Below are 12,642 nucleotides of genomic sequence, written 5' to 3'. Positions count from 1 at the left end.
TCGCGCTGGTTGGCCGAGCCTGTCGGCGCTGCCGCCCTCAGCGGCGCCAGTCGTACACCCAGCTCTGCCGCGCCAGCAGCCGCTCCGGGCCGAGCGCCCGCATCGCGACGTCGCGAGCCATCGCGGCGACGCCGGGCAGGTGGTAGATCGTGCCGTTCTGCCGCGCGAGCTGCTGCACCCGCTTGACCCGGGGCCGGCGCAGCGCCGCATAGCGCTGCAGCGTCGCGGCGACCTCGGCAGCGGTGCCGCCGCGGCCCTCGCCACGGCTGGCGGCGAGGCAATCCGCCAGCACAGCGGCGTCCTCGATCGCCATTCCGGCGCCCTGGGCAGCGAACGGCAGCATGCCGTGGGAGGCGTCGCCCAACAGGGCGATCGGGCCCTGGGTCCACACCCCGCCGTCCGGCATCGCGAACAGCGCCCAGCGCGTCCAGCTTGTCACCGCCCCGATCAGCCCCTGGGCGGCACCCGCCCAATGGGCGAAACGCGCAACGATCTCAGTGGGTTCGCCGCGCGCGCTCCAGCCGTGCTGGTTCCACGACCCGCTGACCACCGCCACCAGATTGATCCGGCGCCCACCGGAGATGGGATACACCACCAGATGCGCGTCCGCCCCCAGCCATAGCTGCACCCCGCGCAGCTTCTGGCCCCCGGGCATCGCCTCGGCCGGCAGCGTACCGCGCCAGGCAATCAGGCTGGAAAACAGCGGTGGAGTCTTTGGGAAAGCAAGGCCGCGCACCGCCGACCAGATGCCGTCAGCGCCGATCAGCGCCAGCCCGGACTCCTGACCGCCGCCGGCCGACACGGTGATGCCGTTGGCATGGGGCGCGACATCCTCGACGGCGCAGCCGAGCCGGAGGTCGATCGAGGGATGTGCAGCCACCTTGGCGGCCAGCGCCGCTTGCAGATCGGCGCGATGCACCACCCAATACGGCGCGCCGGTCCGGACGGCGACATCGCCGATCGGCATCCGCGCGATGGCGCGGCCGGAGTGCGCATTGATCGCGGTGACGGCGTCCGGCACCACCGCGCAGGCTTCGAGCCGGGATTGCAGGCCGAGATCGACCAGGATGCGGGAGGCATTGGGGGAGAGCTGCAGGCCGGCGCCGACTTCATCGAGCCGCTCGGTCCGCTCCAGCACCACAACCCTGAATCCCTTGGCGGCGAGCGCCAAAGCCGCCGTCAGGCCGCCGATTCCAGCGCCGGCGACGATCATGGTTCGGGAGACCGCCACGTCGCGGTCAGCGTCCGATCAGGCGACCTTGTCCTTCAGCACGCATTCCGGCGGCCGCGCCTCGCCCGGTTTCAAGTCCGGTGCGTAGCGATACAGCGTCGAGCAATACGGGCAGATGATCTCGTTGTCGTTGCCGAGGTCGAGAAACACATGGGGGTGATCGAACGGAGGAGCGGCGCCAACGCACATGAATTCCCGCGAACCGATTTCGATCGTCGCAACGCCGGCATCGTTCTGGAAGTGGGGAACCACGTGGTCGGACATTCAGCTCACCTTTGCTGACAGCGGATGGGCAACTAACACGGTGCAGCGCACCATACCGGCGCCGCTGCCTGATTCCTAGAGCGGCCGAATAGAGATTGCCCAGTGAAATTCGACACAATCCCGTGGTGTGGGAGAAGCCCTTCTTTCGTCTGATCGGTTGTGTCGAAGTGATGACGCACCACATCTTCTTCGGGAGAACACGAGGTTCCGATGCGGCTGCAACTCGGCGTGGCGAAGCTCTGCCTTGCAATCAGCGCAGTGGCGCTGGTGGCGGCTTGGCCGCACGCCCGCCATGGCGCTGCAATGCTGGCCGCCGGGGACGATCCGGTCCGACTATCCGAGCTGCAGATCGCGGAAGCATTGCGGCAGGATCGCGGCATGATCGAGCGCCAGATCGAAGCCGCGCTCGCGGTCGGCGACGCCGATCTCGCACGCAGTCTGGTCGAGCTGGCCGATGCGCATCAGGTTGCGCTGGCGGAGCCGCTCACCCGGCGGGTGGCGGACGCCGTCGCGGCGGAGCGTGCGCCGGCGCAAGTCGCGAGCCGGTTCGCCACCGGTCTCGTCACCGGTCAGGCCGATGATCTCGCGGGGCTGTCCGGCACGATGGCCGGTGATCTGTTCGTGTTCGGTGATATCCGGGACGTGATCCGCGAGGGCAAGCATCTGGCGAGCGGGGAGGCGGCCGATCATCTGGTGCTCGGGCTCGCCGCGGCCGGCATCGCGGTGACGGCCGCGACTTATGTCAGCATCGGCGCCGCCGCTCCGGCGCGCGCCGGACTGACGCTGGTCAAGGATGCGCGCAAGGTCGGCCGCATCAGCGAGGGGCTGGCGACATGGGCCGGGCGGTCGGCGCGCGACATCGTCGATACGCCGGCGCTGCGACGCGCGGTGGCCGATGCCTCGCTGCTCCGCCCTGCAAAGACGCTCGATGCCGTGAAGGCGGCGGTCCGCACCGACAAGGCCGGTGGCCTGCTGCGGCTCGCCAAGAACGTCGGCAGGATCGGCGACAAGGCCGGCACCCGCGGCGCGTTCGACGCGTTGAAAGTCGCCGAGAGTCCGAAGGACGTCGCGCGCGCCGCCAAGCTCGCCGAGGCCAAGGGCGGTCAGACCCGCGCGATCATCAAGCTGTTCGGGCGCGGCGCCCTGCTGCTCACGGCAGGAACGTGGAATTTCGCCTCGTGGATCTTCAGCGCGCTGCTGATGCTGATCGGCGTCGTCACTTCGCTGAAAGCCGGCACCGAGCGTCTGACGCAGCGCTGGCTCGACCGCCGCAAACGCAAGGCTGCCAAACGCGTGCTCGCCGCCGAGACACAGCCGCAGCCGTCCGTCCGCGCGGCCTCTGCTGCGGTCGAGGCATAGTGCGAGCGCCGCCACAATGATAACGTTCTCTCCTGTTCGATACGACGGCGCCTATCGCGGCCGTACTCGCTTGCCGAAGCGACGGATCGTGTGGTCCGGCTGCGCTCGCCGTTCGGGCTGACGACATAACCCGCCACGCTCATTCCCATCATCAACGACGGATACCTGATGCCGAGCTTCGATCACGCCGGACTCACCATCGCTTACCTCGACGACGGCGAGGGGGAGCCGATTTTGCTCATTCACGGCTTCGCGTCGAACAAGAACGTCAATTGGGTGTATCCGTCTTGGCTGTCGGAGCTGAAGCGCGCCGGCCGGCGGGTGATCGCGATCGACAATCGCGGCCACGGCGAGTCCACCAAGCTGTACGACCCGGCGGACTACACGCTCGCGGCGATGGCCGGCGATGCGCTGGCGCTGCTGGATCATCTGGAGCTACCGCGCACCGACGTGATGGGCTATTCGATGGGCGGGCGGATCACCGCGACGTTGGCGCGCGAGCATCCGGACCGGGTGCGCTCGGCGATCCTCGGCGGCCTCGGTCTCGGACTGATCGAAGGCGGCGGTCCGGGCGAGAACGTGGCTGCCGCGCTCGAAGCGCAATCTCTCGACGATGTCGTCGACCCGATGGGCCGCACCTTCCGTGTCTTCGCCGAGCAGACGCGCTCCGACCGACGTGCGCTCGCCGCCTGCATGCGCGGCTCGCGGCGGCTGATGACACGCGAGCAGGCGGCGCAGATCGCCGTGCCGGTGCTGATCGCGGTCGGCACCACCGACGACGTCGCCGGTTCGGCGCACGCGCTCGGGGCGATCATTCCGGGCGCCGAGGTGCTCGACATCCCGCGCCGCGATCACATGCGTGCGGTCGGCGACCGGGTGTACAAGGAAGGGGTGGTGGACTTTCTCGCGCGGCGGCCGTGATGCGCCGCCGATGTCGGCCGCCGCGACGGACGTCGGGCTCTTGATTCCATCCCGGCAGCAGCCCACGTTGAAATGTCCATGGTTGCCCGTGGTTTCGGCTGGGCTGCCGAATGTCGGGGGACGTCAATGGGTTAACATTTTGGGAGCGGGCGTCGGACGGCGCCCGCCATGCGCCGCGACAGCGCGGCGCCTGCCGTGCTATAGTTTGACAACGACCCGATCGAGAGAGCCCCGCATGGTGATGCATCAGATCAATCCGCAAAGTGCGACGGTCACGGCGCTCGATCCGATATGGGAACGGGTCCGCGCCGAAGCCGAGGACATCGTCCGGCGCGAGCCGGAACTGGCGTCGTTTATTTTCGCCACTGTGCTGCACCACGACCGGCTGGAAGACGCGGTCGTGCATCGCGTCGCCGAGCGGCTGGATCATTCGGCGCTGTCGGGAGATCTGATCCGTCAGACTTTCGAAGATGCGCTGCGCGACCAGCCGGACCTCGGCAACGCGTTTCGCGCCGATATGGTCGCGGTGTTCGATCGCGATCCGGCGACTTCGCGCTTCATCGATCCGCTGCTTTACTACAAGGGTTTCCACGCGATCCAGACCCATCGTCTGGCGCATTGGCTGAACGCCAAGGGCCGCAAGGATTTCGCGCTGTATCTGCAGAGCCGAGCCTCCGCGGTGTTCCAGACTGATATCAATCCGGCCGCCAAGATCGGCCGCGGCATTTTCCTCGATCACGCCACCGGGCTGGTGGTCGGCGAGACAGCGGTGATCGAGGACGACGTCTCGATCCTGCACGGCGTCACGCTCGGCGGCACCGGCAAGGAGCACGAGGATCGTCATCCGAAAATCCGCCGCGGGGTGATGATCGGCGCCGGCGCCAAGATCCTCGGCAACATCGAGGTCGGTTATTGCGCCCGCGTCGCCGCCGGTTCGGTGGTGTTGAAGCCGGTGCCGCATAATATGACCGTTGCCGGCGTGCCGGCAAAGGTGGTGGGCGAGGCCGGCTGCGCCGAGCCCTCGCGCACCATGGACCAGATGCTCAACGCGATCGGAATTTGATCGGCGCAATGCGCTTGCGCGGATCTCGATCGACCGGCCGAACGGCCGCCTCGATTGCAGTTCGCAACTCGCGACGAGGGGTTGCGGCAGCGGTCGCGAGAAAGTACTGACGGCGACCCCGGCCGCGCGATGAGCGTGCTGTCCGCCCCGCGTCGGCCGCTAATCAGTTGAATTGGAGATCACCGTGGACGTTCAGGAAGTCAGAAAACTCGATGCCTATCTCAAGCGGGTGTTCGGCAATCCGAAGATCCGCGTGGTGCCGCGCCCGAAGAAGGAAGATTCGGCCGAGGTTTACATCGGTGAGGAGTTCATCGGCGTTCTGTTCGTCGACGACGAGGACGACGATCGCTCGTTCCAGTTCCAGATGGCGATTCTGGAAGACGATCTCGCCGACGTCGACTGACCGGATCTGTCGCCTCAGCCGCGCACATGCATCTGCGCGGCGAGCTGCGCGATCGCATGCGCGACCTCCCGCCACTGCGTCAGCCATTGTCGCGGAAACCGGAAGGTGAGGTCCGCGCCATCGACCCGGATTTCGCTGAGACACATTCCCGGCGTCTGACGGTCGCGGGTGCAGCGCGCCGACAGCTCGGGCTGGTCGGCTGTGAACAGATCCTCGTTCGCATAGGGCGAGCCCTCGACGAACGAGCGCAGTGTCAGCCCGTCCGCGGTTTGCGGCGCGACCGGAGCGAGATAGCGCGGGTAGATCGTGCGCAGCCGAGTGTCGGGCGCGAGGGCGTCATGATGCGCCGCGATCGAGACGAAGATGCGATCGATCGGCTGAAATTCGGCGATCTGCTCCGCCGTCTTGTGCGCGACGTGCTCGGGCGGCGCCAGCGACGGATACAGGAAGGCCAGATCGACCCGCTCCTGCGGTCCGGAGCGCCGCTGATACTTCACCCTGAACGCCTTGGTGGGGACGTTGAACAGGGTGTCGCCGATGGTCACCGGTGTCCTGTCGGGATCGCCGACGGGCTGCACATGCCAGGTCGGCCACAGCAGATAGGCGACAGCCGCGACCGATGCCGCGCCGATGGCGCCGCCGATCATCAGCGGAACACGGGAGCTGGTCCGCGAAGCGCGGCTGTGGCGCTGGCGGCCGGCAAGCGACGATACCAAAGTCATGACGACGCGAGATGTCTGAGCCCACACGAATCGTTTCGGACTATGCCACGTGCCGAATCGCAGCCGAACGGGATTGTGCGTCGCACGCCGGCAATTTCTTCGCCCGCGCGTTAACCCTTTCTTAAGGCTGTCGTGGCGGCCTGCGCGGGATTTTGCGACATCTGGGCCTCACCCATCGAGCCGGAGGCCGCCGATGTCGCCCGATGCCTTCAATAACCTGTTCTCGCTTCTGATCGGGTTCGCCGTCGCCGGGGCCGCGACCTGCGCCTATCAGGCGCTGACGCAGCGGTCGGCAGGTTTCACGATGTTGCAGCAAGGCGTGGCGACGCAGAGCTTCGCCGCGGTGCCGTTCCTGATGTTCGCCGCTCCGTTCATCATCATGCGCAACACCTTGCTCGGGCCGCGCACCACCATCACCGCGCGACGGCGCGCCGAATTCGTGATGCTGGCGACCGTGATCGCGGGCACCTGGAGTCTGATGTCCGGAACCGTGGTGTTGATGGCGCTGCACGCGGTCGGGCTGATCGCCTGAAAACCATTGCGTCGTCCCGCTCGCATTTGCGATGACGAGAGCGGGGACAGGAGACAGCGATGGCAATCTATGAACTCGACGGGCAGGCGCCGGTTCTTCCGGCTGACGGAAAGTACTTCGTGGCCGATAACGCCGCTGTGGTCGGCAAGGTCCGTCTCGGGGGATCGGTGTCGGTGTGGTTCGGCGCAGTGTTGCGCGGCGACAACGAGTGGATCGAGATCGGCGAAGGGTCGAACATCCAGGATGGCACCACCTGCCATACCGATCCGGGTTTTCCGCTCACCGTCGGCAAGGGTTGTACCATCGGCCATAACGTCATCCTGCACGGCTGCACGATCGAAGACAGCGTGCTGATCGGGATGGGCGCGATCGTCATGAACGGCGCCAAGCTGGCACGCGGCTGCGTCGTCGGCGCAGGGGCCGTGGTCACCGAAGGCAAATCGTTTCCCGAAAATTCGCTGATCCTCGGCGCACCCGCCAAGATCGCGCGGACGCTGACGCCCGAGCAGGTGCAAGCCATGCTGGCCGGCGCCGGGTTCTACGTCGCCAACGGACAGCGCTACGCCAAGGGCTTGAAGAAGATCGGCTGAGGTCCATCGGCCGCGGCGGTCGCGGCGCTCAAGTCCCCTCCGATTCGCTCGCCTCCATCGCCGTCGCGATGCGCTCGTGGCCGGCCGCCCACAGCGCGTATTCTTCGCTGCCGTCGTGATACGGATTAGCTTCGGCGGGAATGTTGTCGCGCGCTGCGCGTTCGCCCCGTGTGAACGGATCCGGGTCGCGTGACATCGGCTGCTCCTCCATGCTTGCGATGCGAGCCGGCCGCTGCGCTCTTGCGCAGAGCGTCCTTCAAGTCGATCGGAACGCCGTGCTTCTTCAGAAGATCGGCGAAGGCTTCGTCGGCGAGCTCCTGCAGGCTAGCCATCCGATCGCGGCCGAGCCGCTTCAGCTTGTCGAAAGTGTCGTCGTCGAAGCCGATCAGCTTGCGCATCGCGGGGTCTCCGCGACGTCAAGTTCCGAGGTGGAGAAACGTTCCGGGGGCGCAGCAGCGGAGCTGCGGCGAATTGCCGATCGCCCACCAAAACGGCGATCTCGTTTCAGCCCTTCAAAGCGCGGAGGAGTTTCGACGCGCAGAGCGGCGCTCAAAAAGGAAAACCTCCGGCGGGGCATCGCCGGAGGTTCCTTGGAGGTCTACAAGTTACTCGGACTTAGAAGGTGCGCTGGACGCGAATTGCGCCCACCACGGTGTCTTGATCCTTGAACTCGTAGCGAGCGCTCGGCTTGGTGCCGGTCGGCTGCACGTTGGCGGCAGTCACGCCCGAGTAGTTCTGGTCGAGGCGCATCCACATCACTTCGCCCGAGAACGTCAGGTTCTTGACCGGAGTCCACGAAGTGCGGGTGCCGATCTGCGCGATGTTGAAGTTCGGGTTGCCGGTGTAGGTGGTGCCGAAGCCCGGGACCGCCGCGGCAAGGCCCGCGTTGTACAGCGCGCCGCCGGTGCCACCGAAGTCGACCGACGAGTAGGCGCCGAACAGCGAAGTCGCCCAGTTCTTGTTCCAGTTGTGGTTGAACGCGCCGCGGATACCCCAGGCCTTGACGGTGGAGATGCCGGTGCCGTTCAGGTTGTTGGTGCCGCCGAACACGCCGTCCGGAGCCGAGCCGAAGCCGACGCTCTGGTACACGCCAGCGCTGCTGTCGCTGTACATCGCGAAGGCGTTCGGGCTGGTGCCGCCGATCACGTAACGGGTCGCGCCGTCAGCGTAGGTCGCATCGAGGTTGATCGAGTCGCCTGCGCCGGTCGGCAGATTCTTGAGCGACAGGGCGGCGAGCACCGCGAAGCCCCACTTGTCGCTCGGATGACCCGAGGTCTCCAGCGCCGGGGTATAGTAGCTGGCGCGGATCTGGTGGGCCGCGGCCGACACCTGGAACAGGCCCCAGGCCTGGTCGACGCGGATCTTGCCGACGATGTCCGGAACGTTGGTGCCGGCAGTGTAGTTGGTGCCGTTACCGGTGCCCTGCAGCCAGGCGGATGCGGCTCCACCGGTGGTGTTGACCACGTTGGAAACGCCCGACGCGGTGCGATAGCTGCTCTGGTCTTCAAGGCTGATCGAGGCCGACACGCCGTTGCCGAATTCGGCGGTGTAGCTGACCTGGTTGATACCGGTCGAGGTGTCGTCGCCGCCGAGCAGGTTCGAGGTGATGTTGCCCGGACCGCCGTGCCACGGGGTCGAGAACGCCGAAACCGCCTTACCGAAGGTGAAGCCGGCGAACTGCACGAACGCGAAGAACACGCCGAGGCTGCCGTTGGCAGTCGTGTCGCTGCCGGTGGTCCAGGTGAACACCGAGTCGAAGTAGGTGCGGACCACGCCGTATTCGGTCGCGGTGCGGGTGTCGATGTTCACGTCGGCGCGCGAACGGTAGATGGTGTTGTTCGACAGCCGGTTGCCCTGACCGGCGTTGCCGTTCCACGACGGGGTTTCCGTCATGCCGCCGGCGTTGAACGCGTACTCGGCGCGAATGTAGCCGCCGAGCTTGATGCAGGTGTCGGTGCCCGGGATGTAGTAGAAGCCGGCGCCGTACAGCGAGCAGACCTTCACGTATTCGACCGCCTTGGCCTTCAGCGGAAGATCGGCCGCCTGTGCGCCAGCGGTGGCGACGAGGAGCGCCGCACCACCGAGCATAAGGCTCTTCGCAAAATTCATCGTAAACCTCCAAGTTTGCCTTCGAAGGGCATGCCGGACCGGCGCCTTGCGCCGGGAAACGGCCCGCCCGTGAACCCGACTGTCCTTTGCCGCAGGCGCTGGACAGCTTGAGCCGGGACGACTTCGAGGTTGCCCCCCTCCGTCAGGGAACTAGATACATAACAAAAATAGCTAACGAAAGGATCGAACACCGCTAGTGCGCGTCATCGGACAGACCTGTGGTATTGAGGCAACAGGCCGTCATGATTCTGTCATGACGGAATTCCGTCATCCGGACTTTGTCGGCAGCGATCCGGTTCTCGGTCGGCGGCAGCGATGGGCTTGAATTGGCTGAATTTTCAGGCCAACGGCCGATGCCGGCGAGACGGATGCGACGAACAGGAGTACGGCTGAGACGGCAATTGTCGGCTTTGGTCTCGGCTCGAGTTTGATACATAGCTGAGGTTGGGCTGCGCCGCGATTTCGGGTTCGTCCGAGTCGACAAACAACAAAAGACGTTTCGGGGATGATTCGGAGGCGCGGAATGCGGCATCGGAGGAGTGAGCAGCACCACAGCGAGCCGGCTGCACAGACGTCGTCGTCGGCGCCGTCGCCCCAGCCGGTGCCGGTGGAGGAGCCGTTCGGTCCTCCGCAAACCTGCGCGCACCGGGATTTCGGGTTGTCCTACCAGGTGATCTGGGATTTCGTGTCGATCAGCAACAATCTCGAGGACATGCGGCGGGCGTGGGCCAAGCTGTTCGGGATCAGCGGCTCGCAATGGCTGATCCTGATGGCGATCGCCGATCTCGATCAGGGTAAGGGCGTGTCGGTCGGCGACGTCTCGCAGAAGATCCACGCGGTCTCGACCTTCGTCACAACCCAGACCAAGATTCTCGAGCGAATGGGATTGCTCAATCGGGTGCCCTCGACGGAGGACGCGCGGGTGGTGCTGATGTCGCTGTCGGACGAGGCCAGGGGCAAGATCGAGCACCTGTCGCCGCGGTGGGAAGCTCTGCACGAATACATCTTCCGCGACTTCGATGCCGAAGCGCTGAACGATGTCAAAGCCAAGCTCGAGATGTTGAAGCACCGGACCAAGCTGGCGATGCAGAGGGTGACCGACCAGACCTGAAGGTCGGGGCCCGGATGGCGGGGCCCGCAAACCCGGTCTGACGGGAGCGCCCCCGAGCAGCTACGGCGATCCGGTTGACGCGCTTGCGTCCCCGAACCGCTTCCACGTCGCTCGGGAACGCCCTAACGGGGTGCGGCCAGCCTTGGGGAGGCGACGCAGCCGTGAGCAACATCAAATGGTTACGGGGCAACAGTTACGTTTCCACGACTTTTCCACGCCCTCGGCGGTGGGACCACTATTCGCGTTCGATTAGCCGCAGATCATCCAGGGCGACGGTCTCAACACGTCTCCCTGGAATGGTTGCGTTTTCAGAGAACAGAGACATATGGTTGCAAAGACTGCAAACGGCATTGTGGGGCGTCGGGAATGGGGAGGCCGAAAGGCCGGGAAGTTCGTTTTCCCGGTAAACAACGCGTGTTGCGCAAGAACGTGAGCGCGGAGGAGCTGGAGGTTGCTGCCTCCGCCGCTCTGTACGCGAGGTCGTGCCGCCAGAGCTAATGAGATCATGAGCGATTTTGAGCTGCAAGTCGATTGGATCGACCAAGAGGGGCGGAACCAATCCGACGCTACTCTTGCAAGCCTGCTGATCCAGGTGGGCGGCGTCGCTGTGACCGAATTTACTGCTCGGCATATGAACAAATTTGGCGGTCCGCTACGAAACAAATGCAAGGCGGTCCAAATCCCCGCTTACTTCGTCGCAGAGTGGATTGCCGATAACTGGTGGCCCATTTTATGGGAGCCGCGAAAGAACGAAGAAGAAGCCGATGACGACGAGTTCCTGTCGCGTCATTCGTTGCTAACTGCTCAGCATGGATTCTCCCTGCCACGGTTGGAATTTGTGGCGTCGGGAGGGACACTACAGATTTCGGCGAGAGCGCGAGATCCAAGATTCTCTGATGTTCGTTTCTGCAATTCCGCACGCGCAACAGCGCCGAGAGAAAAGGTCGAGTCCGAGTTGAGGCAGTTCGTGCAGTCGGTCGTCGACCGGTTGAACGATCGTCGCGTTTCCGAAACTTGGCTACAAGATACTTGGTCGCTCATAACTGAAACAAAAGATGATGAGCTGAATTTCTGTCGCTTCGTCGGAGCACTAGGTATGTCTCCATACGATGTCGACGATGGGTTCGCCAAACTGTTAGAGCGACTCGAAGTTGCGCTTGGCGAGCGCCTGCTTATGGACCTGTGTTTGGCTTCGTCGGAAAACGACTTCGTTTCTGTTTCTAAGGTTGCGGAAGATGCTGTTGCTCTCACGAGGACGGTTGAGAAGTCTACATTGTCGCCGATCGAAGCTATTTCCGTTCCCCAGGATAACTACGCAGTTCCGGCGTTCCGGCGAGGACTTCAGGCGGCAGAAATCCTGCGAAAGAGACTGGGGATCAGCGATACTGATCCGAACGCTGCCAGTCGGATATTTGATATGCTGGAAATCGACACGACGCTCCAGACTAAATCGGTTCAACGTAACGATGATGTTGCAGTTACCGGAGCAGTTGTTCGATTTGAAAATGAGATGAAGGTTGCCTTGCTGCAGCAAACAGAAGCGAAGAGGCGCTTCGCTGCAGCGCGAGCGGTATTTTCCGCTTGGTCTTCCGAGACCCCAACGGAGAGTAGACTTCTTACATCTGCTGTCACGAGGGATCAGCAGGCAAACCGCGCGTTTGCAGCGGAATTAACGGCGCCAAAGGCGCTGATTCGATCGCGTTTCCGTGGGAAGAAAAGCAAGTTCACTCAATCCGATATACGAGAGTTGGCCGATGAGCTTCGCGTGAGTCCTGACGTGGTTCGTAAGCAGGCCTCTAACAACGGAGTTACAATCTCGTTTGGATGACGTTGCTCAATTCTCCAAAGCTGGTAGTTCGTCGCTGATCAGCGCTCCCCTTCGGGTGATTTTTTGTCTGGCCTCGGCAGCAGATCGACCCGACGCCATTCCTCGCACGCAGCGACGTGGGGCACAGCGGGCGGCTGAGTGTGGTCGCGCCATCGGCCAGTGGCGCCACCCCCTGGAAAGGCCTGCCATAAGCCGTAGTCCGAGGGGGGAGGGCTTTTCGTAGCCTGTCATCGGACCGGCCCATCGGATGCTGATCGCCTTATCAAGCCGGGCCTCAGCCTCGAATGCGTCGTCAATCAGGTGCGAACGATTGGGGAATAAATTCCACGGATTTTCCGCGCCTCGGCCCGCGCGTTCGCGATAGATTCAGCGCGATAGCGACGTGTCAGTATCGAAAGTCCCAACGAAATCGGAATTTCTGAGGCTTCAAACGGGGTGCGGCCAGCCTTGGGGGAGGCTGGCCGCGCACGATCCGGTCTGGGACGGGGAGGGGGGGGGGTTCGACCGGG

The 12,642-nt window shown here is 64.4% G+C and carries 13 protein-coding genes; 8 read left to right on the top strand and 5 right to left on the bottom strand.

The genetic code is table 11. The annotated features are described in order from the left end of the window. Positions 1–37: 37 nt before the first annotated feature. A complete protein-coding gene (locus DU475_RS02900) occupies positions 38–1,231 on the bottom strand; it encodes an FAD-dependent monooxygenase (protein WP_164630566.1) in 1,194 nt (397 codons plus the stop codon). An 18-nt stretch (positions 1,232–1,249) separates the two neighbouring features. After that, positions 1,250–1,495, bottom strand: a complete 246-nt coding sequence (locus DU475_RS02895) for a zinc-finger domain-containing protein (RefSeq protein WP_013501700.1) — start codon at positions 1,493–1,495, stop codon at positions 1,250–1,252. 210 nt (positions 1,496–1,705) lie between these two features. On the opposite strand from DU475_RS02895, the gene DU475_RS02890 reads away from it, so the two are divergent. From DU475_RS02890 to DU475_RS02875, 4 genes are all read left to right on the top strand, one after another. Then, complete coding sequence (locus DU475_RS02890; protein ID WP_164630564.1) at positions 1,706–2,854, top strand: hypothetical protein; 1,149 nt, start codon at positions 1,706–1,708, stop codon at positions 2,852–2,854. 168 nt (positions 2,855–3,022) lie between these two features. Continuing rightward, positions 3,023–3,775: an alpha/beta fold hydrolase gene (locus tag DU475_RS02885; protein ID WP_164630562.1), complete on the top strand. Its 753-nt coding sequence runs from the start codon at positions 3,023–3,025 to the stop codon at positions 3,773–3,775. Between the two features lie 235 nt (positions 3,776–4,010). Further along, on the top strand, positions 4,011–4,838 hold the full coding sequence (gene cysE, locus DU475_RS02880; RefSeq protein ID WP_013501703.1) for a serine O-acetyltransferase: 828 nt from the start codon (positions 4,011–4,013) through the stop codon (positions 4,836–4,838). Between the two features lie 184 nt (positions 4,839–5,022). After that, positions 5,023–5,241 carry a DUF3126 family protein gene (locus DU475_RS02875; RefSeq protein ID WP_013501704.1) on the top strand — a complete coding sequence of 73 codons (219 nt, stop codon included), beginning with the start codon at positions 5,023–5,025 and terminating at the stop codon, positions 5,239–5,241. Between the two features lie 14 nt (positions 5,242–5,255). Here the strand turns inward: DU475_RS02875 and DU475_RS02870 are convergent, their stop codons facing one another. Next, positions 5,256–5,963, bottom strand: coding sequence for a hypothetical protein (locus tag DU475_RS02870; RefSeq protein ID WP_164630560.1), 708 nt, complete (start codon positions 5,961–5,963; stop codon positions 5,256–5,258). 193 nt (positions 5,964–6,156) lie between these two features. Between DU475_RS02870 and DU475_RS02865 the strand changes: the two genes are divergently transcribed. Then, entirely contained in the window at positions 6,157–6,495 is a 339-nt protein-coding gene (locus tag DU475_RS02865) for a DUF6949 family protein (RefSeq protein ID WP_013501706.1), read from the top strand. A gap of 59 nt (positions 6,496–6,554) precedes the next feature. After that, positions 6,555–7,085 carry a gamma carbonic anhydrase family protein gene (locus tag DU475_RS02860; RefSeq protein ID WP_013501707.1) on the top strand — a complete coding sequence of 177 codons (531 nt, stop codon included), beginning with the start codon at positions 6,555–6,557 and terminating at the stop codon, positions 7,083–7,085. Between the two features lie 28 nt (positions 7,086–7,113). On the opposite strand, the gene DU475_RS24020 is transcribed toward DU475_RS02860, so the two are convergent. Together DU475_RS24020 and DU475_RS02850 are read right to left on the bottom strand one after the other, a co-directional pair. Next, the gene (locus tag DU475_RS24020) at positions 7,114–7,281 is read right to left on the bottom strand and encodes a hypothetical protein (protein ID WP_013501708.1); all 168 of its coding nucleotides are present in this window, start codon (positions 7,279–7,281) and stop codon (positions 7,114–7,116) included. Between the two features lie 419 nt (positions 7,282–7,700). Next, positions 7,701–9,194, bottom strand: a complete 1,494-nt coding sequence (locus tag DU475_RS02850) for a porin (RefSeq protein WP_013501710.1) — start codon at positions 9,192–9,194, stop codon at positions 7,701–7,703. Positions 9,195–9,717: 523 nt separating this feature from the next. On the opposite strand from DU475_RS02850, the gene DU475_RS02845 reads away from it, so the two are divergent. Both DU475_RS02845 and DU475_RS02840 read left to right on the top strand, forming a co-directional pair. Beyond that, positions 9,718–10,305, top strand: coding sequence for a MarR family winged helix-turn-helix transcriptional regulator (locus DU475_RS02845; protein WP_164630557.1), 588 nt, complete (start codon positions 9,718–9,720; stop codon positions 10,303–10,305). A gap of 505 nt (positions 10,306–10,810) precedes the next feature. Then, positions 10,811–12,133 carry an ImmA/IrrE family metallo-endopeptidase gene (locus tag DU475_RS02840; protein WP_164630554.1) on the top strand — a complete coding sequence of 441 codons (1,323 nt, stop codon included), beginning with the start codon at positions 10,811–10,813 and terminating at the stop codon, positions 12,131–12,133. Positions 12,134–12,642: the final 509 nt, after the last annotated feature.

This window comes from Rhodopseudomonas sp. WA056, from assembly GCF_010906995.1.
GTDB classification, from domain to species: domain Bacteria; phylum Pseudomonadota; class Alphaproteobacteria; order Rhizobiales; family Xanthobacteraceae; genus Rhodopseudomonas; species Rhodopseudomonas palustris_G.
This window is presented reverse-complemented; position numbering and strand designations above follow the sequence as displayed.

Excerpts from the sequence above, each read along its gene's own strand:
- DU475_RS02895 (WP_013501700.1), bottom strand. The coding sequence starts at position 1,495 with ATGTCCGACCACGTGGTTCCCCACTTCCAGAACGATGCCGGCGTTGCG.
- DU475_RS02890 (WP_164630564.1), top strand. The coding sequence starts at position 1,706 with ATGCGGCTGCAACTCGGCGTGGCGAAGCTCTGCCTTGCAATCAGCGCA.
- DU475_RS02885 (WP_164630562.1), top strand. The coding sequence starts at position 3,023 with ATGCCGAGCTTCGATCACGCCGGACTCACCATCGCTTACCTCGACGAC.
- cysE (WP_013501703.1), top strand. The coding sequence starts at position 4,011 with ATGGTGATGCATCAGATCAATCCGCAAAGTGCGACGGTCACGGCGCTC.
- DU475_RS02870 (WP_164630560.1), bottom strand. The coding sequence starts at position 5,963 with ATGACTTTGGTATCGTCGCTTGCCGGCCGCCAGCGCCACAGCCGCGCT.
- DU475_RS02865 (WP_013501706.1), top strand. The coding sequence starts at position 6,157 with ATGTCGCCCGATGCCTTCAATAACCTGTTCTCGCTTCTGATCGGGTTC.
- DU475_RS02860 (WP_013501707.1), top strand. The coding sequence starts at position 6,555 with ATGGCAATCTATGAACTCGACGGGCAGGCGCCGGTTCTTCCGGCTGAC.
- DU475_RS24020 (WP_013501708.1), bottom strand. The coding sequence starts at position 7,281 with ATGTCACGCGACCCGGATCCGTTCACACGGGGCGAACGCGCAGCGCGC.
- DU475_RS02850 (WP_013501710.1), bottom strand. The coding sequence starts at position 9,194 with ATGAATTTTGCGAAGAGCCTTATGCTCGGTGGTGCGGCGCTCCTCGTC.
- DU475_RS02845 (WP_164630557.1), top strand. The coding sequence starts at position 9,718 with ATGCGGCATCGGAGGAGTGAGCAGCACCACAGCGAGCCGGCTGCACAG.
- DU475_RS02840 (WP_164630554.1), top strand. The coding sequence starts at position 10,811 with ATGAGCGATTTTGAGCTGCAAGTCGATTGGATCGACCAAGAGGGGCGG.